The organism is Streptomyces sp. NPDC036764 (genome assembly GCF_055609385.1).
Window position 1 is genome coordinate 2,252,510 of sequence record NZ_JBVJPT010000001.1, and the last position, 22,406, is coordinate 2,274,915.

The window sequence follows — 22,406 nt, forward strand, 5'->3', positions numbered from 1 at the left end:
ACAGTTACCCATGGGTGCTCCCTCAACCCGTCACGGTCCGGCGGCTGACGTTCGGTGTCGCCAGGAGCGCCTGAGATCGAGGCACTCCTGGAGGGAAACTCCGATGAACACAAAGCCTTTCACGTCTGGCCTGAGCGAGAGCGCGGTGATGATCACACGCGTCGCGGACAGGCAATGGCATGCGCTGGATGACGACCTCGTGGTCGGCCGCGGACATGCGGAGCACCGGCCCGACGGACGCTTGTTCGTCAGCATCGACGCCTGGCGCGAAGCCGCCTTCGACCGGCTCGCCGAGGCGATGCTGGCGGAACTGCCGGCGCCGCTGTACACGGTGGTCGACGAAGCCGACGTCGAGCTGACGGCCAACTGGCGGCGGGCCGGGTTCACGATCCGGCGCCGCGAGTGGGAGTACGTCGTGCCGACCGACCCGCGGGTCACAGGGCTCGAAGCAGTTCTTCCGCCTTCGGGCGTGACGATCGTGCCCGCAGGTGAGGCGGACGAGAGTCTGCTGCGGGCGCTGGACCGCGCGATCCGTGACGAAGTCGAGGCGACCGTCGGGTGGCAGTCGATGCCCGCGGAGGTGATTCCCCGCCCTGAAGGCGACACCATCGTCGACCCGTCGAAGTACTCGGTGGCCGCGGCGCAGGACCGCTACCTGGGTCTGATCCGTGTGGTGACGGTGAACCGGCCGCGCATCGGGCTGGTCGCGGTCCGGGCCGGCGAGCAGCGTCGCGGCATCGCGCGGGCGCTGCTGGCCCACGCGCTGGGGACCCTGCACCGCTCCGGGTTCGCCGGGGCCTGGACCGAAGTCCACGAGTCCGACCGAGCAGCCTCGGCGCTGTTCGAAAGCATCGGCGCCCGGCCGATGAGCAGCAACCTGGAGCTGGTGCGATGACCAAGAACAAGAACGTCATCGAAGTCGAGGGCAGGGTCGTCGAGTGCCTGCGCAGCGCCATGTTCACCGTGGAGCTCGACAACGGCCACCAGGTGCTCGCGCACATCAGCGGGAAGATCCGCAAGAACTACATCAAGATCGTGCTGGAGGACCGGGTGCTGGTGGAGCTCCCGCCGTACGACCTGACGCGCGGCCGGATCGTGTTCCGGTACCGGAACTAGTGGCGGTCGGCACCCTCCGCGCCGGCTGATCCTGGGGCCCCGGTCACGGCGTTTCCGTGACCGGGGTCCCGGCGACGGCTCCCACGGGCGCAGCCACGTCCACCGCCGCACTGCGTGAGCCCTGTCTCACCCGCGCACCGCCCCTTGGCTATGCAACGAGTTGCATATGAAGATCGTGGGATGGCGCTTGAGCACGCGATCCTCGTCTCCCTGCTGGAGAAGCCCGGCTCCGGCTATGAGCTGGCCCGGCGCTTCGAACGGTCCATCGGGTACTTCTGGACCGCCACGCACCAGCAGATCTACCGCGTTCTCAAGCGCATGGAGAGCGACGGTCTGCTCGCCGTCCGCGGGCTGCCGCAGCAGAGTCGGCCGGACAAGAAGGAGTACTCCGTCGTAGGCCCCGGCCGAGCCGCTCTCTCTCAGTGGCTGCACGAACCGATCGAACCCGAGAGCATCCGGCACGACCTCGCCGTGAAGATCCGCGGCGCCGCCTTCGACGACCCGTCCGCGCTGATCCATGAAGTCGAACGGCACCGCCAGGTGCACAGCGACCGGCTCGCGCACTATCTCGCCGGGGAACTGCGTGACTTCACCGGCCCGACGGCGCCCACCGCGCTCGACGCCGGTCAGGAGCTCCAGCATGTCGTGCTGCGCGGCGGCATCGCCTACGAGCGGATGACGATCGCCTGGCTCGACGACGTACTCGCCACCCTCCACCGGCTCGGCACGCCACACCCGCATCCCTGAGTCGCCGGCCACCGCCGCCCGCGCTCCGCGACCTTCATTCCCGTACCTTCACCCTCAACCCACGGAAGGCGGACCTCCATGGCCGACTCCCTCCTCTTCAACCCGCGCACGTACGACCCGGCGCAGTTCGACCCCGAGACCCGCAGGTTGCTGCGTGCCACGGTCGACTGGTTCGAGGACCGCGGCAAGCGCAGGCTCATCGAGGACTACCGTTCCCGCGCCTGGCTGGCCGACTTCCTCGCGTTCGCGGCGAAGGAAGGGCTGTTCGCCACCTTCCTCACCCCGTCCTCCGCCGCCGGACACGAGGACCAGCGCTGGGACACGGCCCGGATCGCCGCCCTCAACGAGATCTTCGGGTTCTACGGTCTCGACTACTGGTACGCATGGCAGGTGACCATCCTTGGTCTCGGACCGGTCTGGCAGAGCGACAACGCCGCGGCTCGGGCCCGCGCGGCGGAACTCCTCGCGCAGGGTGAGGTGTTCGCGTTCGGCCTCTCCGAGAAGACCCACGGCGCCGACATCTACTCCACCGACATGCTGCTCACGCCGGACGGCAACGGCGGCTTCAGGGCCACGGGCTCCAAGTACTACATCGGCAACGGCAACGCCGCCGGGCTCGTCTCGGTCTTCGGCCGACGCGTCGACATCGAGGGTCCCGACGGCTACGTCTTCTTCGCCGCCGACAGCCGCCACCCGGCCTACCAGCTCGTGAAGAACGTCGTCGACTCCTCGAAGTACGTCAGCGAGTTCCGCCTGGAGGACTACCCCGTAGGCCCGGACGACGTCCTGCACACGGGCCGCGCCGCCTTCGACGCCGCCCTCAACACCGTCAACGTCGGCAAGTTCAACCTCTGCACCGCCTCGATCGGCATCTGCGAACACGCGATGTACGAGGCGGTCACCCACGCGCACAACCGCATCCTGTACGGGCGCCCCGTCACCGCATTCCCACACGTGCGCCGCGAGCTGGCCGACGCCTACGTCCGCCTCGTCGGCATGAAGCTGTTCAGCGACCGCGCCGTCGACTACTTCCGCTCCGCCTCGCCGGACGACCGCCGCTACCTCCTCTTCAACCCGATGACGAAGATGAAGGTGACCACGGAGGGCGAGAAGGTCATCGACCTGATGTGGGACGTGATCGCCGCCAAGGGCTTCGAGAAGGACACCTACTTCGCGCAGGCCGCCGTCGAGATCCGCGGGCTGCCCAAGCTCGAGGGCACGGTCCACGTCAACCTCGCGCTGATCCTCAAGTTCATGCGCAACCACCTCCTGAACCCGGCCGAGTTCGCACCCGTGCCGACCCGCATCGACGCGGCCGACGACACGTTCCTCTTCGAGCAGGGACCGGCCCGTGGCCTCGGCTCCGTGCGCTTCCACGACTGGCGCCCCGCCTACGACGCGTACGTCGGCGTGCCGAACGTCGCCCGCTTCCGGGAGCAGGCCGACGCCCTGTGCGAGTTCGTCACCACCGCGGCCCCCGACGAGGAGCAGAGCCGCGACCTCGATCTGCTGCTTGCCGTCGGCCAGTTGTTCGCTCTGGTGGTGCACGGCCAGTTGATCCTGGAGCAGGCCCGCCTGACGAACCTCGACGAAGACGTGCTCGACGAACTCTTCTCCGTCCTTGTCCGCGACTTCTCCGCCTTCGCCGTCGAGCTGCACGGCAAGGACTCCGCCACCGCGGATCAGCAGAGCTGGGCGATCGGTGCGGTCCGGCGTCCCGTCGTCGACGAGGCGCGTTCGAAGCGCGTCTGGGAGCGTGTCGAGGCTCTGTCCGGGACGTACGAGATGGCGCCCTGACAGCGCGCCCGCGCAGCGGCGGGCCCCGGTGAGGTGACCGCGGCCCGCCCTGCCCGCGGCAGGGGTTCCCTCACGGGTCAACCCCTGCCCGCAGCGATCAGGTGTGAGTTCCCGCGGTCTGCTCGTCCTCGTACGCCGTGGACTGGTGCTCGGCGCCGGCGACGAAGTAGTCGGCATCCTTCGGCCGCTGGGCCCCCGGGCGTGGGCGTGGCGCCGGTTCGAGGTGGGGGATGTGCTTGGAGCAGTGCACATACGCCTCCTCCACCGTGATGTGCACCCAGAACTCGGGCCTGCGTCCGGGAGCGGTGTCCACCGGAAGGCCGGGGTAGTCCCGCCGCTGCTCGTCGTCGCGGTGGAGCCGAGCTGCGCCATTGACGTGCAGGCCGATGTGGTCATGGCCGAAGTCGACGAAGAGCAGACCGATGTGCGGGTTCTCGGTGATGTTTCCCGCGCTGGCGAGGACTCCGTTCCCTCGGTACTCGGGGTAGGTGAGGGTGCCGTCGTCCAGCACCGTGACGAAGCCCGGGGGACCGGCACGGAAAGTGACGTCGCAGGCTCCGCCGGCGTCCGACGTGGACAGGAACGCCATGGTCTGCCGGCCTATGAACTCCGTCATCTGTGGGGTCAGACGGGTTTGCACCTGGCGGTCGTAGAAGGCGGCGGCCTGGTCGGCGGTGCCGAGAAGGTGCTGTAGGCGGCGCTCGCCGACGGAGCCGGTGGACTCGTGGGGGTAGTTCACGGAATGCGCTGCCTTCCTATGGCCTTTGGCTGGGCGTGGGGGCGACGGCACTCTAACGCCGGACGGAGCACGGTGTCGTGGTCGGGCCGGGTGAGCGACTCGCGACCCTTGGCGGGTGGCTCGCTTCAGTCCCAGAGCTCGTCCGCCTGACTGTCCTACTGCCTGTGGAGGGCCGGCGTCGCCCGGCGATACGACGCCGGCCCTCACGTCCAGTAGTCGTCGGCGATCAGGTGCCTCCCGTCACCTGGTCGGCCTGACGGCCCGGCCTCACCTCAGGTGCCGGTCGTAGAACCGGCCCCCGTCCTCCACCTCGAACCACGGGGTGCCGACGTGCCCGCCCATATTGGCGTGCAGCGTCTTCTCCTTGCTGCCGAAGGCGTCGAACAGGTCCAGGGCGCGCTGCCGCGGATTCCCTTCGTCGTCCCACTGCAGCAGGAACAGCAGCGGAACAGTGACCTGCCGGGCCTCCTCGCGCTGGGCGCGGGGCACGTAACCCCCGGCGAAGAAACCGGCGGCCGAGATGCGCGGCTCGACCACCGCGAGGCGGATGCCGACGGCCGTCCACCCCGAGTACCCGACCGGGCCGCCGATCTCGGGCAGCGCAAGGAGGGCGTCCAGGGTGGTCCGCCATTCCGGGACCGCCTTTTCGACCAGCGAGCCGACGAGGGACTCGAAGATCTCGTCGACCGGCTCGCCGGCCTGCATCGCCCGGCGGAGGTCCGCGCGAACCTGCTCATCGGCGGCGGAACGGGGCCGGTCACCGCACCCGGCGGCGTCGATGGTGGCCACCGCGTAGCCGTACGCCGCGGTCTGCCTGGCCCGGGCCACCAGCCGGGGTTGCGACTTCGGCAGGCCGTTGTTGTGCGCCATCAGGACCAGCGGAGCCGGTGCGGCGGATTCAGGCGTCCACAGGGTGCCGGGGATCTCGCCGAGTGTGAATTCGCGTTCGAGGACGCCGTCGTCGAGGCGCTGCTCGGAAGTGAAGCGCATGATCGTGCCTTTCGGGAGTGCACTGGAACGGCGCTCCCGGACGACCTAACGCCCGACCGTGACCCCGGAGGGGAGCACCCATGTCGATACTGCGTTCACGGGTACCACCTCCTCGTTCTCTCGCACGGCCTGCGGAAACGTAGCAGTGGTCCCGTGGTCCGCCCAACTGGTTTTTTGCGCAGGCTCCGTGGCCGGATGCCACAGGGTCGGAGCATCAGGCAGAGCTTCGTGGGGCCTCTTCGCGGCTTCCCGAAGTGGGGCCCAGCGACGGCCGGGAGCCGCTGACGGGCCGGTCCGCCGTACGGCCTGCTGCGGTCAGGCCAGCCGCCGCAGGCCCTCCAGGTAGCGAAGGACCGCGGCCACCCGCCGGTCAACCTGGTCTGCGGGGGACAGGTCGAGCTTGGCGAAGATGCTGCGGATGTGTTTGTGGACGGCGCCTTCGGTGACGACGAAGCGCTCGGCGATGGCGGTGTTGCCGAGTCCCTCGGCCATCAGGGCGAGTACGTCCCGTTCGCGGGGGCTGAGCCGGTCGAGGCGGGTGTCCTGGCGGGAGCGGGTGAACAGTTGCGCGACGACCTCGGGGTCGATGGCGGTGCCCCCGTCGGCCACCCGGTGGAGGGCGTCGAGGAACTCCTCCACCCGTCCGACGCGTTCCTTGAGCAGATAGCCGAGGCCGCCCACGCCGCCGCCGAGCAACTCGGTGGCGAAGCTCTGCTCGACGTACGCGGACAGCACGAGGACGGCCAGGCCGGGCCGCCTGCGCCGGGCCTCGACCGCGGTGACGATCCCCTCGTCGGTGTGGGTCGGCGGCATCCGTACGTCGAGGATGGCGACGTCCGGCTTGTGCTCGTCGATGGCGGCCAGCGCCTCGTCGGGGGTGACCGTGGTGGCCACCACGTCGAGCCCTTCGGCGCGCAACAGCAGGGCGAGCCCCTCGCGCAGCAACGGGTCGTCCTCGGCGATCACGATCCGCATGGAAGTCCCACCTCGAGGGTTGTCGGGCCGCCGGGCGGGCTGGCCAGGGAGAGAGTGCCGTCGTGTGCCGCGACCCGGCGGCGGATGCCGGTGAGTCCGGAGCCGCCGTCCTCGTCGGCGCCGCCTCGGCCGTCGTCCTCGACGCACAGCAGGAGACGGCCGCCGTGGCTGCGTGCCGTGACGGTGGCGTGTTCAGCGCCGCTGTGCTTGGCGATGTTGGTCAGGGCCTCGGCGACGACGAAGTAGGCGGTGGCCTCGACGGAGGCGGCGCATCGTTCCGGTACCTCCACTTCGATCCGGCAGGGCACAGCGCACTCCGCCGCCAGCCCCGAGAGCGCACCGGCCAGACCACGGTCGTCCAGTACCGGGGGCAGGATGCTGCGGGAGACGGTGCGCAGCTCCGCGAGGGCCTGCTCGGCGGCGGACTGGGCGCGTTCGAGGAGTTCGTCGGCGCCGGCCGGGTCGCGGGCCACCATGCGGCGGGCCGCGCCCAGCAGGACGGTGACGCTGACGATGCGGTTCTGCGTGCCGTCGTGCAGCGACCGCTCGATACGGCGCAGTTCGACCGCGTGAGCGTCGAGCGCCGCTGCGCGCGTCGCCGTCAACTCCGCGACGCGCACGGAGAAATCCACGTCGGGACCGGCCGAGAGGAACTGCCGTCCGGGCCGGGCCTGCAGACGGGCCATGCCGGGGCCGAGTCCGAGGATGATGAGGATCCAGCCCAGGCCCAGCATGGCCACGGCGAGGGCGTCCGGCCAGGAGTGCGCGTTGCCGTACCCCACGGACGTGGCGGTCATGTCCTTGGGCATGAACTTCCAGTACAGCGGAAAGACGGTGTCACGCACGGCGGAGATCGGCAGGATGACGCCGAGAAGCCCCAGCAGGAACCCGAGGGTGGCGTGCCGGACCAGCCAGCGCAGCTCCCGCCGGGTGGTGGGGTCGGCGAGAGCGGGCCTCAGCCGCGTCGGCGGAGGCTCCGGCGCGACGACCTCGGGGCCCCGGCGACCGAGCCGCTCGCGCTCCCGGCCGGCCAGGGCATGCAGCGCGCGCAGGAACGCGGGCGCCATGAGCAGCCCCACGCCGACCGCGCTGGTCACCGCGGTGACAGTCAGCCAGAGCAGCATGAGCAGCGCCAGGAGCGCCGTATTGAGCCCGGAGGCGAGCTCCGCGATCGCGGTGCCCGCGGCGCTCAGGGTCCGTACGACGGTGTCCTTGAGCCCCGCTCTGCGGCCGTCGGCCGCGGCGTCCTGCGATACGGCCATGCGCCCTCCTTCCGTCGCGAAGGACCTTATGGCGTGGGCCCGTTCGCCGTCAGCCCGGAGGCCGGGAAGTACAGCCTGCTGTACCTCGAACCGGGCGGACTGCGGGATCGGCCGACGGGGGTCGTGATCCCTAGCGTCGGTGACGACAGCCGACCTCGGGAGGAAGCCCCATGCCGGACACCGACCCCTACCGCCTGACCAGCGCCGACGCCACGCCCAGCACGTCGTCGCCCACCCTGACCCGCGGGGACGTCGCTCGTGCCCTGCTCTGGATCCTGGTGGTGATCAGCGCGGTCGCCAACATGGCCGCCTCGTACGGCAACGCGCACACCTGGGTGAGCCTGGCCTGCGGCGCTGTCACCGTGCTGTGCGGCGGCACCCTCGTCGTGCGCCACCTGCGGGGCCGTCGATGAGCCCCGCCTTCGCCTGGGCCGGCCGCTCGGCGACCACTGCCCCGGGCGCGCCGACGTCCGCCATTGCCCTGGACCGCGTCAGCAAGGAGTACGGGGGCGGCGTGCGCGCTCTCGACGAGGTGTCGCTGACCGTGGAACGCGGCACATTCCTCGCCGTGATGGGCCCCTCGGGCTCGGGCAAGAGCACGCTGATGCACTGCGCCGCCGGGCTGGACTCCCCGACCTCGGGCAGTGTTCGCATCGAGGGCCACGAGATAGCCGGCCTGAACGAGACCCGCCGCACCGAACTGCGCCGCGAGCGCGTCGGGTTCGTGTTCCAGGCGTACAACCTGATCCCCTCCCTCAGCATCGAGGACAACATCACGCTGCCGCTACGCCTGGCGGGCCGCACCCCGGACCACGACTGGCTGCGCACGCTGGTGCAGCGGGTCGGTCTAGACGACCGGCTGACCCACCGCCCGGCCGAGCTCTCCGGCGGCCAGCAGCAACGGGCCGCCGTCGTAAGGGCGTTGGTGGCCAAGCCGGCCGTCGTGTTCGCCGACGAGCCGACCGGGGCGCTCGATCTGCGCAGCGCCCACGAGGTCCTGGACCTGCTGCGGGACCTCGTGAACGACCTGCGCCAGACGGTCGTGATGGTCACCCACGACCCGGCCGCCGCGGCCCGCGCGCACCATGTGCTGGTGATGGCCGACGGCCGGGTGGTCGAGGCCCTCGAAGCGCCGACCGCCCCCGAACTGGCCCGCCGTCTGGTCGCGTTGGGAGAAAGCTGAGCCATGCTGTCCCTCGCGATACAGATGGTCCGGCACCGGGTCACCGCGCTGGTCGCCGTGGCGTGCGCGGCTCTCGGCGGCGCGGCCCTGATCACCGGCACCGGCGTACTGGCAGAGTCCGGCCTGCGCTCCCACCTGCCCGCGGGCCGCCTCGTCGGCGCGGACGTCGTCGTAGCGGCCGACCAGGAGTTCCATCCGGCCGGCGACCTGCCGCTCGCGCTGCCGGAGCGTCGTACGGTCCCGGCCGAACTGGCCGGCGAACTGGCCGACCTGCCGGGCGTCATCGCCGCGGTCGGTGACATCGGCTTCCCCGCCGCGCTCGTCGACGCGCACGGGCGGGTCGTAGCGACCGGGGATCCCCAGGCGTCGGGGCACGGCTGGTCCTCCACGAAGCTGCTGGACGGCGCGCACGTCGACGGGAGCGGGCCGGCCGGTTCCGGTGAGGTCGCCGTGGACAGCGCCACCGCTACCGCTGCGGGCGTGAAGGTGGGCGACCGCGTCCAGGTGGTCGCCAATGCCCGTCCCGCCGCCGGGTATCGCGTCTCGGCGGTCGTCGACGCGCCGGGCGCCGGTGTCTTCTTCGCCGATACGACGGCCGTACGACTCTCCGGGCGGGACGGCGGCACGCGCGGCGGAACCGTCGACCTGATCGGCCTGCGCACCGCACCCGGCGCCAGGGAACGGGTCGCCGACGAAGTCCGTACGAAGCTGAAGGGCACCGGTCTTGAGACGGTCACCGGCGCGGGTCGCGGAGACCTCGTGTCGCCCGGAGCGGGTGCGTCCCGCTCCCTGCTGATCCTCCTCGCCGGTTCGCTCGCCGGGATCATCCTCCTGATCACCGCCTTCGTGATGGCGAGCGCGCTGGCCGTGTCGATCGCCGGGCAGCGCCGTGACCTGGCGCTGATGCGGGCCGTCGGCGCGACTCCGAAGCAGATCCGGCGGCTTGCCGCCGCCCAGTCGACCGTCGTCGCGGCCGTGGCGCTCGTGCCCGGTGTGGCGCTCGGCTATGTGCTGGCGGGGCAGTTCCGCGGGGTGCTGGCGGACCGGGGTGTCGTCCCGTCCGAACTCCCGCTCACCCTCAGCCCGTTGCCCGCCCTCGTCACCATCCTGCTGATGGCCCTGGCCGTGCAGGTATCGGCTCGGGGCTCGGCGTGGCGCACCTCGCGGATGCCGGCCACCGAGGCGGTCGCCGAGTCCCGCAGCGAGCCGCGCAATCCCTCGCGGACCCGGACCGGTGTCGGCCTGCTGGCCATCGTCGCCGCGACCACCATGTCGGCCCTGCCCCTCTTCTCCCGCACGGTCCTCGGCGCGACGGCCACGTCCATGGCGGGCATCATCGGCGCGATCGGCCTGGCCCTGTCCGGCCCGGCGCTCGTGCGGGGCATCGGGAGCGCCGCGGTCCGCCGCACCCGGTCCGGCGCCTCCGCCCCGACGTGGCTGGCGATGGCCAACGTCCGCGCCTACGCCCTGCGCAACGCGGGGATCGTCAGCACCCTGGCCATGGCGGTCGTGTTCGTCCTGACGTACACCCTCACCCAGACCACCGTGCTGGCCGCGACCGCCGACGACACCCGCACCGGCACCCTCGCCCAGCATCGCCTGACCGCACCGGGCCTCGGCGGACTGCCCGACGGCACGCTCGCCGCCGTACGGAAGAGTGCCGGGGTACGGGCGGCCGTCCCCGTCAGTGACACGACCGCCATCTGGACGTACGACATGTTCGGCGACCCCGAGACCGAGTCCGGCTCGGCGATGATCCTCACCCCGGCAGCGTCCGACGTCCTCGACCTCGACGTACGGAACGGGAGCCTGGACCGTCTCACCGGCGCGACCGTCGCCGTCAGCAGCGACGTCGCCCGCTCGCGCTCCGCGTCGGTGGGCCACCGGGTGCGACTCGTCCTCGGCGACGGAGCGGAGGTCGAGGCCGAGGTGGTCGCCGTCTACGCCCGGGGCCTCGGCTTCGGCACGGTGGTGCTCTCCCACGACCTGGCGGCCGGTCACACCACGACGGGGCTCGACCAGAGCATCCTGATCCGTACTGACGGCACGGCGCCCGCCGACAAGGCTCTGGCCGCCTTCGCCGCGTCCCACCCGGGCCTGGCGCTGGAGGACACGAACCCCACGTCCGCCGGTGGCCTGAAGGACGCGCCGCCCGAGGTGTGGATCAACCTGGCCACGATCGTCGTCCTGCTCGTCTACCTGCTGCTGAGCATCGCCAACAAGCTCGTCGCGGCGACCGCCCAGCGCCGGGTCGAGCTGGGAGCCCTGCGCCTGAACGGGACGACTCCCCGTCAGATCCGCGCCATGATGCGCCGTGAGGCAGCGGTCACCGCAGCCACCGCGCTGACCACGGCCCTGCTGCTGTCGGCCGTGCCCCTCGCCCTGCTGGGCCAGGGCTTCCTCGGCCGCCCCTGGCCGGCGGGACCGGTGTGGCTGCTGCCCGCCCTCGCTCTGACGGTCACCGTCACGGCGTTCCTCACCATCGAACTCCCCACCCGGCGGGCACTGCGCACACCGCCCGCGGACGCCATCCGCGCGCAGTGAGCACACCTCCCCATAGGCGGTCAGCCGGCCAGGGTGGCCCACACGGCGAAGCCCAGGAAGACGATGCCACCGAAGAACAGGAACACCACCGGCCCCACCGTGTGCCGCCACATGAGCACCCGAGCGGTCTGCGGGTCGTGCGGCAGATACACCACTCCCACTTCCCGCCCCGTCGCCAGCCCCATCCCGCTTCCCCGGGCCCGCGGTGAGAACTCGACCCGGTACCCGCGCTGGTCGGTGAAGGCTATGACCGGTACCCATGTGGGCCCGTCGGAGTCACTGGTCCGCACGTTGTCGACCACGATGCCCTGCGTCCGGGTCCCGCGCTGCCGCAACCGCCGCACCACCACGATCTCCCGCAGCGTGGCCCAGAAGAGCAGCAGGGCGGCAGCACCGCACAGCAGGGCACCGATCTGCATACCGCCACCTCTTCCTCGCTCACGCCTCTTTGAGCCCACACGACATCGAGCCTCGAACCCAACAGACGCACTGACCTGGTGCTCGGTTGCGACCTCCGCCGGGGGAGCGGCGGCGGGCGGTCACGGCACCGACCTGATCGTTGAGCCTTTTCCCTTGGAAGATCCCGACCAAGCTGCGCTGCGGCCCGTCCCGGGCGACCGTAATGGTGCAGGCCGTCCTCGTTCTCCACCACGTCGAACCCCGACCTAACAAGGATGAGAAGTGCTCAGCCATGCCGACCGACCCTGGTGATGAGTTTTCCCACCCGCGCCCGTCACACCTACGACGGGACACGACGAGGCGGAGGGATGACGTGATGAGTGCGGACACGCGGCTGGAGGAGCTGGGAGTGAGCGGGCTGGGCGAGGTCGACGAGCCGGCGTTCTCGGGGCTGGCGGAGCGGCACCGGCGGGAGCTGCACGTGCACTGCTACCGGATGCTCGGGTCGTTCGAGGACGCCGAGGACGCCGTGCAGGAGACGTTCCTCCGTGCCTGGCGGCGAAGGGAGACCTTCGCGGGGCGCTCGACGTTCCGGGCCTGGCTGTACCGGATCGCCACCAACGCCTGCCTGGACCTGCTCGCCAAACGCCGCCCGGAGCCCGCGACCGGCGGCGAGGTGCTGTGGCTGCAGCCCTACCCGGACCGGCTGCTCGACGAGCTGCCCGCGGGCGAGGCCGACGAGCCGGAGACCGTCGCCGTCGCGCGGGAGACGATCGAGCTGGCGTACCTGGTCGCCGTCCAGCACCTCGCGCCGCGCCCGCGGGCCGTGCTGATCCTGCGGGACGTGCTCGGCTGGCCGGCGAAGGACGTCGCGGAGGCCCTCGGGGACTCCGTCAACTCCGTGAACAGCGCGCTGCAACGGGCCCGCGCCGGCATGCGGGAGCACCTGCCCGCCGAGCGGCAGGACTGGACCGGCGGCGAGGAGGACGCCGGGACGCGCGAGCTGGTACGCCGCTTCACCGACGCCAGCGTGGCCACGGACATCCCGGCGCTCGCCTCGATGCTGCGGGACGACGTCCGCTCCTCGATGCCGCCCACGCCGGGCCTGTACGTCGGCCGCGACACGGTGGTGAATTACTGGGTAGAGAGCGGCTTCGAGGGCATGAAGGGCCTGCGCGCCGTCCTCACCTCCGTGAACCGGCAGCCCGCCGTCGGCTTCTACCTCTGGCAGAAGCAGGAAGCCGCGTACCTGCCGCTGACGATCGACGTCCTGCGCATCACCGGAGGGGCCATCACCGAGATCGTCACCTTCCACGACGACCAGTTCCCCCGGCTCGGGCTGCCGGAGAGCCTGCCGGCGGACGGCACGGAGTAGTCCCGGTGTGGACGCTCACGCTGCGCGGTCGCGCGCGTGTCACGGTGGTCGCGGCGGAGTGGCGCGATGCGTTCGGTGTCGTCACCCGCGGGCGGGTGGAACTGGAACTGCGCGACGGCGAGCCCGGGCCGGTCCTCGGACGCGGCGCCGGGTTCTGGCTCCGCGGCACCGGCGTCCGCGCCCTGCGGAACCCCGGCCGTCGCACGGCGACGGTGCGCGTCGTCACCCCCAGCGCCAGGACCGTCACATGCCAGTCAACACACCCCGTACGTCAGTTGCCGAATGACGGAGGAACGACATGAACAGCATGAACGACACCGGGGTCGTCGCGGGCTCGGCATCGGGCCAGACCAGCCACACCCACCGATTCCGCGGGCTCGCCGGCACCGGCTTCATCGCCACGCTCGCAGCGATGGTGGCCACCACCCTCGTGGCCGCGCTTGCCCAGGCCGTTGGCGTCGACTTCGAGGTCCCCGACGGTGGTGAGGCGATCCCGTTGTCCGGGTTCGCCGTGGTGACCGGCTTCTTCTCGGTCGTGGGCATCGTCATCGCCGTCGCTCTTCTGCGTTGGAGCGTTCGCCCCGCCAGGCGATTCGTGTGGACGGCAGTGTCGCTGACCGCGATCTCGTTGGTCCCGCCCCTGCTCTCGGGGGCCGACACCGCCACCACCACCGCCCTCCTCGGGCTACACCTCGTGCCCGCGTCGGTGATGATCCCCACCCTGGCGCGGAGCCTGCGCACCCGGACCGATTGACGTTCCCGCAACGGGACGACGCGCGGCGCAAGGGCGGGCGCGAGCGCACCAATGTGGCTCCCGGTGCTGCCACCCTCCACCTCCGGGTTCCTTTTTGTTGATCAGTTCAGGGCCCGCTTCGCGGCGTAGGAGTCGGCGAAGTCCCAGACCACGGTGAGGAGTTGTTCCGGGGTCTCGATCTGCGGCATGTGGCCGGTGTCGGGCAGCAGCTCGAACCGGGCTTCCGGGATGGCCTCCGCGTACGCGCGCCCGTACTCGGCGTCGACGACCTCGTCGCTCTCGCCCCACGCCACCAGGGTGGGGTGTGTGACCTTGGCCAGGCGTTCGCGGAGGGTGGGGTCGGCCATGGCATGCGGCCCGGAGTAGACCTCAAGGGCGGCGCGGTTGGCGGCCATCCCCGCGCGTGCGGCCTCCGGGAGGGTGGCGGGGTCGACGGCGAACCGCGCGGGGTCGTGGAAGGCGAGGCGGGTCAGTTCGGCGGGGGTGATGGAGAAGGCGTCGGCGATGGGGTGGCCGGGGACGTCGATGCCGACGGCGTTGACCAGGACGACGCTGCTCACCCGGTCGCTGCCGATCAGGGCAAGCTCTGCGGCGATCCAGCCGCCTATGGAGTTGCCGACGACGGTGACGTCCGTGAGGCCGACTTCGTCGAGCAGCCGCACGTAGGCGTTGGCGAGGGCGGGAACGTCCGTCAGCCAGTCGGGCCGGGCGGTACCGCCGAAGCCGGGGTGGACCGGGGTGATCACCCTGGCCGGCCGCTGTGCGGCGAGCAGTTCGGCGAAGGGCGCGACCGTCTGCGGACCGCCGCCGCCGTGCAGCAGGAGGAAGCAGCGGCCCTGCCCCTGGTCGTCGACGGTGACGTCGAGGTCGCCGGAGGGGAGGGAGAGGGTGTGGGCGGTGCTGGTCATCGTGATTCCTCCGGAAAGTCGGGCGTGGGCCGGTTCAGGCGAAGTCGGTGGCGGGAACGGTGGCGTCGCGGCTCATGACGTCCCCGATGGTGAAGTGCACCGTGCCGGAGACGACGTAGAAGCCTTCGTCGTGCTGCGCTGACGGTGCCGCGGCGGGTTCTCGGCGTGCGGGGCGAGGGTGATCTCACCGATGCCGAGGCGGTGTCCGGTGGTGCTGCCGTCCTCGAGGATGCGCATCTGGGCGGGGCCCAGCCGGATCGTTTCGCCGTCATCAGGGCCGACCACCGAGACCGCGCTCATTGCTCCTCCTTCGTGAGAGCTGACTCTCATGAGAGTAGGGAAGTCTGGTCTTGTAATGCAAGTGCACTCTCATGAAGAGAGTCGACTGCTAAGATGTGGGCGACCCGACAGGAGGAGTCGCAGGGATGACGGCGCAGGTGGACAGTGGCCGTAGCAACCAGAAGCAGCGCACGCGTACGGCGATCGTGGCGGCAGCCCGCGAACTCATCGGAACGGGCGCCGAGGTGACCATGCCCGCCATCGCCCGCGCGGCGCTGGTCTCGGAGGCCACCGCCTACCGCTACTTCCCCGACCTTCCGTCGCTGATCAGCGAGGCCCTGGCCGGCGTCTGGCCGTCTCCCGCCGAGGCGCTCGCTCCGGTCGCGGACTCCACCGACCCCGTCGAACGCATCGCCTTCGCCTGCGAGTTCCTGCTCCGCGGCATACTCGCCCGCCAGGGCTCGGTGCGCGCGATGATCGCCGCCACCATCACCCGGCCCGAGACGGTGGCCAGGAGGCCCGGCATCCGTTTCGGCCTCATCGACCAGGCGGTCCTACCCCTGGAGGACACGCTGGGGGCGGCGAACCCGGAGGCGTTCGCGCAACTCAAGCGGGACCTGGCGGTGGCGGTCGGCGCTGAGGCCCTGTTCGTCCTCACCGACCTGTGCGGGCTCGCCCCCGAGGAGGCGGTCGCCAGCGCCGTACGCACGGCAACGACCTTGACGGAGGCGGCAGTTCGCGAGGCCGGAGCACCGAACGGCGGTGCCGGCTGAGGCGCAGTCCACCGAGCGCGGTACAGCCTGCTGTATCCCCACTCGGGGCGTGCACGGCAGTGATCCGCGGACGCGTGACTGATGTGCTGACCTCCGCCGGTCCGCTCGACCGAGACACCCGAGTTGGCACGTGCCCACTGCGGTCACGTGCCAACTGCCGTTCTCCTGGCGGGCGTTCAGCCCAGGATGGCGTGCTCCCGGGCTCAGGCGGTTGCGGGCTGGCAGCCCGTCCTGGATCCGGCGTGCCGTTGAGGAGAGCCGTCACGCTGTCTCGGTGAGGCGCTGAGCATGCAGGCTCTCGTCGTTGCGAACAGGGCTGGGTTGCGCGCTGCGGAGCTGCCACCGCGTGGAGACGCCGTCAGGGCCGTCGAAATGGGTCCGGGACAGGGCGGTCTCGATCCGCATGCGGGCTTCGGCCTCGTTCGCGGGCTCTGTCGCGAACAAGACGCGCACCCGAACCTCGTTGCCGGAGCGTTCGGCAGTGGTGTGATGCGCGGCCAGCGGGCACGGGGGCTGGTGTTCCCAATGCCCGCAGAGGGCGACCGTGACGGCTGCGCCGGGTGCTCTCGCATCACCGTCGGCTTCGATGACGAGGACCGCGTCATGAGCGAATGCTTTGCGCACCGGTTCAGTATGGACCTCTTTGGTCATCAAGGGTCTGGTGTACGCCCTCAAGGCGGCCGACGCTCCGTTCGGTCTGCCGCGACGATTCTGGGACCACGCCCCGGAGCTGCGGTCGTGTCGTGGAGCGATGCCTCGACGACAGAGAGTTATCGTCGCTTGAGGGTCGGCCTTGCTCGTCACTCCCGAGTGTGGACCGCTGAGACACAGGGTCTGCGGCTCCTGCGTCGCAGCCAACACCGCAGGCAGGTCCAGACAGCGCAGGACCGTGTCCCTATTGGAGTGCCATGACCTCAGCGGGTTCCGGGCAGCAACAGCCATCGCTCGCACGCGCCTTTGTCGTGGTGCGTCACGGAAAGCTCTGGCTGGTGCCGACCATCCTGTGCGCGCTGGTGGCCCTGTGCCTGACGCTGCTCTACATGGGCGGCATCCTCAACCCGAACGGGAACCTGCGCGACCTGCCCATCGCCCTGGTCAACGCGGACCAAGGCCCGCCGCTGCCAGGACAACAACAGACCTTGGGCGCGCAGGTGAGCCGGAAGGTCACAGCAGCGACCCCGGCGGGCACCGTGCAGTGGCGCCGGCTCAGCCAGGCCCAGATGCAGGACCAACTGGCGTCGGGCAAGGTCTACGGCGCCTTGGTCATCCCAGCCGACTTCACCAAGTCGGTGTCGGCGCTCACGACCCCCCGGGCCACGGCACGGCCCGCGCTCACGGTCCTGACCAACCCCGGGCTGGGCAGCCTCGGCTCCAGCCTGGCCAGCCAGATCACCCAGCGCGCGGCGCACCAGACCTCCCTGACGATCGGCCGCCAGCTCACGACCCAGTCCTCCGCCCAGGGCGCCAACACCACGACCCGCGTGCTCCTCAGCGACCCGATCACCGTCACCGTCCGGGTGGGGCACCCCATCGGCAGGCACAGCGGCCTCGGCCTGACCGCCTTCTACTTCACTCTGCTCCTGGTGCTCACGGGGTTCGTGGGCGGAAACATCATCACCAACGGCGTCGACGCGGGTCTTGGCTACACCGACAACGAGATCGGGCCCTGGCACACCCGGCGCCCCACGGTGCCGATCAGCCGCACGCAGACACTGCTGCTGAAGATGCTCATGACCGCGGGGATCACCGTGCTCACCACCAGCCTTCTGATGGTCGCCGCGATCGGGATCCTGGGCATGGACGCATCGCACCTGCCCCTGCTGTGGATCTTCTCGTACTGCGCGAGCCTGGCCGTGGGCCTTGGAGTACAGGCCATCAACGCGGCCTTCGGTGGGATCGGCCAGGTGGTGTCCATGTTCGTGTTCATCGCCCTGGCCCTGCCGTCCTCGGGGGCGACGATTCCCCTCCATGCCGTTCCGGGCTTCTACCGCTTCCTGGCGCTGTTCGAACCGATGCGGCAACTGAGCGAGGGCGTGCGGGCGATCCTCTACTTCGACGCAAGGGCTGACGCCGGGCTGACCCGCGGCTGGATCATGATCGCCATCGGCGTTGCCCTCGCCCTGCTGTTCGGGTTCGCCATGACCCTGTACTACGACCGCAAGGGGCTGCACCGCCTGACTGCACGGCCTGCGGACACGGCAGGCCAGGCACCGTGATGGGGGCGGGCCTTGAGCAGGTGCCGAGTACTGAAGGTCCTTGGCCGGGCAGCGAACCGGTCCAGCAGTGATTGGTCACCGATGGCCGCGGACCGCTGACGTGGCAGCCGCGGCGGCCCGGTCAGCCGCGGCGGTCGCTCCTCTTGTGGTAGCCGAGTTCGAGGTATCGGGCGCGAGTGCTCCAGGCGCCGAGGTCGGGCGTGTTGGCCAGGATGTCGTGCCAGGACTGGGCGCCGGGAGCTGCCCTACCGGAAGGGTCCCCCTCCTCCTGCGAGGGCAGCGAATTGCCTGGGCGCCCGGCCCAGAGCCGCACTCCCGACCGCGCTTCGGACTCGCGGACCGGCTCCCACCAGCCCACCGAGAACATGCCGGCGAGCTGGTGCATCGCGATGAAGCTGGCCACGCCCTCCTCGGGGTCCGTGCGGTCCGGGCGCTCGGTGAGGGCGTGCCACAGGATGTACATGTTCGGCAGCCGTACATCGGGCTGGAAGCGGTACACGAGCCGCTCCAGCCTGATGGAACCGATGCGCGGTAGCTCTACCCGGGCGAGCGGTACGACCTCGCGCGCGCCGCCGGTCCAGGTCAGGCTCCTGTTGCGGCCCATGTAGCCGGGCTCGCTGAAGACCGTTACGTGGAGGCGTTCCCTGCGATCAGGCCGGCGGTTGTGCAGCAGGCCCGCCCCGGCGACGGCGCCGCCCACGGCGGCCAGGCCCGCCAGGAGGTTTCTGGTCTTGCGGTTCATCGGCAAGTGGCACCTCGCTTCTGACGGGGCGGGCGCCTCCATCATGCGCCACCGGCGGCCGGTTGATCTACCGTCAGGCACACTGCCGAGGAAGACTTTCGGGAGGCCCGGTAGCCTCTGCCGCCCGCGTCGCCGCCCGGCCCAACTCGGCCGTCCGATATGGACGTTCACCACGGACGAGGAGGGATCGTGGTGCGAACTGGCAGATGATCAGAGGCCGTGCCGGAGTCACCTCTGCCGGCCGCGGCGACGGCGCGCAGGCCTGAGACAACCGCCTTGGCCCAGTCGATTCCGCGAGTCGCGATGAGTCCTTCGGCGTCCGACGGTCGTACTGTTGAACCCGCTTCCGAGGAGGACGTCTGATGCGCAGCGTGACCTATTCGATGAATGTCTCGCTCGACGGCTACATCGCCGGGCCGGACGGCGGCTTCGACTGGACGGGGCCGGACGACGAGGTCTTTCGCTTCTGGATCGACAAGACCCGAGACGTCGGCGTCTACCTGATGGGACGGCGGCTGTACGAGACGATGCTGTACTGGGAGACGGCCGACCAGGAATCATCGCTCGACGACGCACAGCTCGAGTGGTCCGCGCTCTGGAACCCGCTTCCCAAGGTGGTGTTCTCCACGACGCTGTCGGCGGTGGAGGGCAGTGCCCGCCTGGCCTCCGGCTCTGTGGCGGAGGAGATCGAGCGGTTGCGAGCCGAGCCGGGGGAGGGCGACATCGCGATCGGCGGTGCGACTCTCGCCGCCGAGGCGGCCGCGTCGGGTCTGATCGACGAGTACCGGGCCATCGTCTACCCGGTGCTGGTCGGCGGTGGCCTTCCGTTCTTTCCCCGACACGAGCGGCGGGTGGATCTCGAACTCGTCGAGACCCGCAACTTCAACTCAGGAGTCGTCCACCTCCGCTACCGCGTGACGCGCTAGGCCGTCTTGGCGGGCGCCCGCCCCCGGCGCCCGCTGCACATCCCCGACGGCCACGACGGCTAGCTCTTGCCTGCACATGTGAAGCAGCAGCGAGACTCGCCATTCAGCGTGCTCACCCTCTCGACTGACGACGTGCCCAGTCCCGGTCGCTCGGCGTCGGCTCCGCACGGCCCCGACACCACGCCGAGGAAATGCCGGGGGAGGTGAGACGCCGGTGGAGATGGCATCGCAAGTAGCCTCCCCGGCCGGCCGCGGTGTCGCATGGCGCACCACGACCCCACACGCCCATGATCACCGGTGGCCGCACCCATTCCCGAATCCGCCTCCAACGAGGCGGCAAGGAAACGTAGTTGGTGTATTGACGGTTCAGGGAAAGGGCGAAGGGCCGCCGATGTCAGTGCCGGGTGATACGAAGCCGGGATGACCCAGACACCTGCCTTCGAAGACCTGCTGGCCCTGGTTCAGGATCGCTCCGTCGCCCTGCGCAGCAGCGTCGCGGGCTCCGCCGATCTGGATGTCCGCGTCCCTAGCTGCCCCGACTGGTCGCTCCGCGATCTGGTCGAGCACCTTATCGGGGTGCACCGGTTCTGGGCGGCGGCGCTCGCGGCCGGTCCCGGCGAGAAACCCCGACCGTGGCACCGGCCGACGACACGCTGTCTGCCGACCTATTGGCCCGCTCCGCCGCAGCCACCCAAGAGCTGATCGCCGCCCTGCGAGCCGCAGGTCCCGCGGCAGGCTGCTGGACATGGTGGGGCGACTCAGACGTCCCGACGACGAGTGGTGCCGTGGCACGCCATCAGGTTCACGAGGCCGCCGTCCACGCCTACGACGCGCAGTTGGCCACCGGAACTCCCCAACCCGTCCCGGCGGTTGTCGCACTCGACGGCATCGCCGGGTTCATCGACGTCAGCCACGGCACCGCTGACCCGTGGCCGCATGAGCCTGCCCGGGTCGGCCTGCACGCCGCCGAAGGCGAGTCGTGGTTGATCGGCCTGACGGGGTCGGGCTCACACCTCATCGACGGCCAACACGAAACGGACGCCGACCTTCACGGATCGGCAAGCGATCTGTTGCTCGCCCTGCACGGCCGCCTCCCCTTGCACAACCTGCGAAGCCAAGGTGACCGCGTCACCCTGGAGAACCTCCTGAACTGGCCGGACCTGGGGTGACCTCCAAGCCCGAGGGACCCAAGCGGGACGGAGTAGACGTAGCCACGCTCCTGGTTCTTCTGGGCCGATGCCCTCCCGCCGCAACCGGCTGGAGGGCAACGACCCAGGTGCGCGGGTGGGCGGAATGTCAGGTGGTGATGGTGAAGACGGGTTCGAGACCGTAGGTTCGCGCGTAGCCGTTCTCGGTGCCGACGAGAAGGTCGACGACCTCGAAGTAGCGGTCCCAGAACGGGGTTTCGCGCAATGCGTCGATGAGGCGCTGGTACGCGTCGTGGTCCACGGCTTCCCACACCCAGACGTCGGTGACGCGCGCGGAGTAGAACTCCGTGTCGTAGAAGCGTGACCGGACTCCGGTGGTCTTGGCCTCGATGGCCGGCAGGACCTGGGTGGTGAAGGCGTCCACGCGTTCCTGGACGGTCAGGGCGAGCCATTCGGGTGTGGTCTTGACCAGCATGAACGCCGTGACCAGCGGTTCGGTCCTTTCAGCGGGCATCAGGGTGCCTCCAGGGTTGCAGGTGGGATTTGATTCGCCGAGCGCCTTGTGTTCCGGCGCCGGGTGCCGGACTTCAGAACAGGACGGCGGGCTTGAGGGTCTGGGCGCACCACTGCTCGAAGCCGGTGGGGGAGGTGGTGTCCGCAGTGCGCGCGACGCCGGCGTCGAGGCCCTCGTCCTTGGCCCGCTTCATGTCGACGATGCCCTGGACGAATGCCTCGTTGAGGCCGTGGCCGACGAGGGTGGTGAACAGCTCGTCGAGCGGCTGGCGTTCGTAGCGGACGGGGCGGCCGAGCTGTTCGGTCATGATGCGGGCCAGGTCGTTGGGGGACAGGTCCTGCGGCCCGAGGACCGGGACGCTGTCGGTGCCGGTCCACGAGCGGTTCAGCAACAGGCCGGCGGCGGTGGCCGCGATGTCGGCGACAGCGACCAAGGGCGCCTTGCGGTCGGCGTCGACGGAGTCGGTGAACAAGCCCTTCTCGCGGATCGAGTCGGTTTCCTCCAGGAGGTTCTCGAAGAAGGACGGGCAGGCCAGCGCCCGATAGGCGACGCCGGTGCCGGCGATGAGGTCGTCCATGGCAAGGGAGGCGGTGACGAGGCCGGCCCGGTCGGCGAGCCGCGTGCCACGGCCGAGCGCGGAGACGCCGACGACATGCTCGACGTTGTGGGCGGCGAGCGCCTTGAGGGCGGGGAGGGTGAAACCGCTGTACGCGTCGTACGGGTTCAGGGAGGCGTCCGGGGGGACGAGCCAGAAGACGGCGTCCGCACCCTCGAAGGCCCGGTCGAGGACACCGGCGTCTGCGTGCGATCCGGTGACGACCTCGACGCGGCCGCGCGCCGCGTCCGGAAGCCGGGCGGGATCGCGCACGATCACGCGCAGTTGCTCCCCCGCCGCGGGAGCGGACTCAAGGAGCCGGGAGAGCAGGTGGCGGCCGATGTTCCCGGTGGGAGCAGTGATGACGATCATCAAAACCTCGCAGGTCGTGCCGGTTCGGGTACGCCCCTCATCCTGCTGAGGA

At 70.5% G+C, this 22,406-nt stretch carries 24 protein-coding genes and 3 pseudogenes; 16 read left to right on the forward strand and 11 right to left on the reverse strand.

What is annotated here, in order from left to right; translation table 11 throughout:
* The first annotated feature begins 103 nt into the window (after positions 1-103).
* From ACZ69Q_RS09200 to ACZ69Q_RS09215, 4 genes are all read left to right on the forward strand, one after another.
* Entirely contained in the window at positions 104-895 is a 792-nt protein-coding gene (locus ACZ69Q_RS09200) for a GNAT family N-acetyltransferase (RefSeq protein ID WP_471038851.1), read from the forward strand.
* Complete coding sequence (infA, locus tag ACZ69Q_RS09205; protein ID WP_471038853.1) at positions 892-1,116, forward strand: translation initiation factor IF-1; 225 nt, start codon at positions 892-894, stop codon at positions 1,114-1,116. Before ACZ69Q_RS09200 ends, infA begins: the two co-directional genes overlap by 4 nt.
* Before the next feature lie 180 nt (positions 1,117-1,296).
* The gene (locus ACZ69Q_RS09210) at positions 1,297-1,863 is read left to right on the forward strand and encodes a PadR family transcriptional regulator (protein ID WP_471038855.1); all 567 of its coding nucleotides are present in this window, start codon (positions 1,297-1,299) and stop codon (positions 1,861-1,863) included.
* A gap of 78 nt (positions 1,864-1,941) precedes the next feature.
* Positions 1,942-3,660 (forward strand): acyl-CoA dehydrogenase family protein, encoded by a 1,719-nt coding sequence (locus ACZ69Q_RS09215; protein WP_471038859.1) that lies wholly within the window; start codon positions 1,942-1,944, stop codon positions 3,658-3,660.
* 97 nt (positions 3,661-3,757) lie between these two features.
* Here ACZ69Q_RS09215 and ACZ69Q_RS09220 read toward each other — a convergent pair whose 3' ends face one another.
* The 4 genes from ACZ69Q_RS09220 to ACZ69Q_RS09235 form a co-directional block, all read right to left on the reverse strand.
* The gene (locus ACZ69Q_RS09220) at positions 3,758-4,399 is read right to left on the reverse strand and encodes a pyridoxamine 5'-phosphate oxidase family protein (protein ID WP_471038861.1); all 642 of its coding nucleotides are present in this window, start codon (positions 4,397-4,399) and stop codon (positions 3,758-3,760) included.
* 267 nt (positions 4,400-4,666) lie between these two features.
* A complete protein-coding gene (locus ACZ69Q_RS09225; protein ID WP_471038864.1) occupies positions 4,667-5,389 on the reverse strand; it encodes a dienelactone hydrolase family protein in 723 nt (240 codons plus the stop codon).
* A 315-nt stretch (positions 5,390-5,704) separates the two neighbouring features.
* A complete protein-coding gene (locus ACZ69Q_RS09230) occupies positions 5,705-6,364 on the reverse strand; it encodes a response regulator transcription factor (protein WP_471038866.1) in 660 nt (219 codons plus the stop codon).
* The gene (locus ACZ69Q_RS09235) at positions 6,352-7,626 is read right to left on the reverse strand and encodes a sensor histidine kinase (protein WP_471038869.1); all 1,275 of its coding nucleotides are present in this window, start codon (positions 7,624-7,626) and stop codon (positions 6,352-6,354) included. Before ACZ69Q_RS09235 ends, ACZ69Q_RS09230 begins: the two co-directional genes overlap by 13 nt.
* A 170-nt stretch (positions 7,627-7,796) precedes the next feature.
* Between ACZ69Q_RS09235 and ACZ69Q_RS09240 the strand changes: the two genes are divergently transcribed.
* From ACZ69Q_RS09240 to ACZ69Q_RS09250, 3 genes are read left to right on the forward strand one after another with little or no spacing between them, the layout of a single operon-like run.
* Complete coding sequence (locus tag ACZ69Q_RS09240; protein ID WP_471038871.1) at positions 7,797-8,039, forward strand: hypothetical protein; 243 nt, start codon at positions 7,797-7,799, stop codon at positions 8,037-8,039.
* A complete protein-coding gene (locus ACZ69Q_RS09245) occupies positions 8,036-8,809 on the forward strand; it encodes an ABC transporter ATP-binding protein (RefSeq protein ID WP_471038873.1) in 774 nt (257 codons plus the stop codon). The genes ACZ69Q_RS09240 and ACZ69Q_RS09245 overlap by 4 nt, the downstream gene beginning before the upstream one ends.
* Positions 8,810-8,812: 3 nt before the next feature.
* The gene (locus tag ACZ69Q_RS09250) at positions 8,813-11,353 is read left to right on the forward strand and encodes an ABC transporter permease (protein WP_471038876.1); all 2,541 of its coding nucleotides are present in this window, start codon (positions 8,813-8,815) and stop codon (positions 11,351-11,353) included.
* A 20-nt stretch (positions 11,354-11,373) separates the two neighbouring features.
* Here the strand turns inward: ACZ69Q_RS09250 and ACZ69Q_RS09255 are convergent, their stop codons facing one another.
* Positions 11,374-11,772, reverse strand: a complete 399-nt coding sequence (locus ACZ69Q_RS09255; RefSeq protein WP_471038879.1) for a DUF3592 domain-containing protein — start codon at positions 11,770-11,772, stop codon at positions 11,374-11,376.
* Positions 11,773-11,915: 143 nt separating this feature from the next.
* Between ACZ69Q_RS09255 and ACZ69Q_RS09260 the strand changes: the two are divergent.
* From ACZ69Q_RS09260 to ACZ69Q_RS09275, 4 genes and pseudogenes are all read left to right on the forward strand, one after another.
* Positions 11,916-12,011: pseudogene (locus tag ACZ69Q_RS09260) on the forward strand (IS5/IS1182 family transposase); the annotation flags it as partial.
* Between the two features lie 117 nt (positions 12,012-12,128).
* Positions 12,129-13,127: an RNA polymerase subunit sigma-70 gene (locus ACZ69Q_RS09265; RefSeq protein ID WP_471040166.1), complete on the forward strand. Its 999-nt coding sequence runs from the start codon at positions 12,129-12,131 to the stop codon at positions 13,125-13,127.
* Between the two features lie 5 nt (positions 13,128-13,132).
* Positions 13,133-13,429 (forward strand): cyclic nucleotide-binding domain-containing protein, encoded by a 297-nt coding sequence (locus tag ACZ69Q_RS09270; protein WP_471038881.1) that lies wholly within the window; start codon positions 13,133-13,135, stop codon positions 13,427-13,429.
* Positions 13,426-13,881 (forward strand): DUF6069 family protein, encoded by a 456-nt coding sequence (locus ACZ69Q_RS09275; protein ID WP_471038883.1) that lies wholly within the window; start codon positions 13,426-13,428, stop codon positions 13,879-13,881. The genes ACZ69Q_RS09270 and ACZ69Q_RS09275 overlap by 4 nt, the downstream gene beginning before the upstream one ends.
* A 101-nt stretch (positions 13,882-13,982) precedes the next feature.
* On the opposite strand, the gene ACZ69Q_RS09280 is transcribed toward ACZ69Q_RS09275, so the two are convergent.
* Both ACZ69Q_RS09280 and ACZ69Q_RS09285 read right to left on the reverse strand, forming a co-directional pair.
* Positions 13,983-14,789 (reverse strand): alpha/beta fold hydrolase, encoded by an 807-nt coding sequence (locus tag ACZ69Q_RS09280; protein ID WP_471038884.1) that lies wholly within the window; start codon positions 14,787-14,789, stop codon positions 13,983-13,985.
* A 73-nt stretch (positions 14,790-14,862) separates the two neighbouring features.
* Positions 14,863-15,089: pseudogene (locus ACZ69Q_RS09285) on the reverse strand (cupin domain-containing protein); the annotation flags it as partial.
* A 125-nt stretch (positions 15,090-15,214) separates the two neighbouring features.
* Here ACZ69Q_RS09285 and ACZ69Q_RS09290 point away from each other — a divergent pair.
* Positions 15,215-15,841, forward strand: coding sequence for a TetR/AcrR family transcriptional regulator (locus ACZ69Q_RS09290; protein ID WP_471038887.1), 627 nt, complete (start codon positions 15,215-15,217; stop codon positions 15,839-15,841).
* 261 nt (positions 15,842-16,102) lie between these two features.
* On the opposite strand, the gene ACZ69Q_RS09295 is transcribed toward ACZ69Q_RS09290, so the two are convergent.
* Entirely contained in the window at positions 16,103-16,492 is a 390-nt protein-coding gene (locus tag ACZ69Q_RS09295) for a hypothetical protein (RefSeq protein WP_471038891.1), read from the reverse strand.
* Between the two features lie 257 nt (positions 16,493-16,749).
* Here ACZ69Q_RS09295 and ACZ69Q_RS09300 point away from each other — a divergent pair, with 257 nt between their 5' ends.
* On the forward strand, positions 16,750-18,057 hold the full coding sequence (locus ACZ69Q_RS09300) for a YhgE/Pip domain-containing protein (RefSeq protein WP_471038895.1): 1,308 nt from the start codon (positions 16,750-16,752) through the stop codon (positions 18,055-18,057).
* A gap of 121 nt (positions 18,058-18,178) precedes the next feature.
* On the opposite strand, the gene ACZ69Q_RS09305 is transcribed toward ACZ69Q_RS09300, so the two are convergent.
* Positions 18,179-18,799 (reverse strand): hypothetical protein, encoded by a 621-nt coding sequence (locus ACZ69Q_RS09305; protein ID WP_471038897.1) that lies wholly within the window; start codon positions 18,797-18,799, stop codon positions 18,179-18,181.
* 362 nt (positions 18,800-19,161) lie between these two features.
* On the opposite strand from ACZ69Q_RS09305, the gene ACZ69Q_RS09310 reads away from it, so the two are divergent.
* The 3 genes and pseudogenes from ACZ69Q_RS09310 to ACZ69Q_RS09320 all read left to right on the forward strand — a co-directional run bounded on the left by ACZ69Q_RS09310 (position 19,162) and on the right by ACZ69Q_RS09320 (position 20,894).
* Entirely contained in the window at positions 19,162-19,725 is a 564-nt protein-coding gene (locus ACZ69Q_RS09310) for a dihydrofolate reductase family protein (RefSeq protein ID WP_471038899.1), read from the forward strand.
* 420 nt (positions 19,726-20,145) lie between these two features.
* Positions 20,146-20,501: pseudogene (locus ACZ69Q_RS09315) on the forward strand (maleylpyruvate isomerase N-terminal domain-containing protein); the annotation flags it as partial.
* A 9-nt stretch (positions 20,502-20,510) separates the two neighbouring features.
* A complete protein-coding gene (locus ACZ69Q_RS09320; protein ID WP_471040169.1) occupies positions 20,511-20,894 on the forward strand; it encodes a hypothetical protein in 384 nt (127 codons plus the stop codon).
* Positions 20,895-21,021: 127 nt separating this feature from the next.
* On the opposite strand, the gene ACZ69Q_RS09325 is transcribed toward ACZ69Q_RS09320, so the two are convergent.
* Positions 21,022-21,387: a darcynin family protein gene (locus ACZ69Q_RS09325; protein ID WP_471038902.1), complete on the reverse strand. Its 366-nt coding sequence runs from the start codon at positions 21,385-21,387 to the stop codon at positions 21,022-21,024.
* Positions 21,388-21,460: 73 nt separating this feature from the next.
* Positions 21,461-22,354 carry an NAD(P)H-binding protein gene (locus ACZ69Q_RS09330; protein ID WP_471038904.1) on the reverse strand — a complete coding sequence of 298 codons (894 nt, stop codon included), beginning with the start codon at positions 22,352-22,354 and terminating at the stop codon, positions 21,461-21,463.
* Positions 22,355-22,406: the final 52 nt, after the last annotated feature.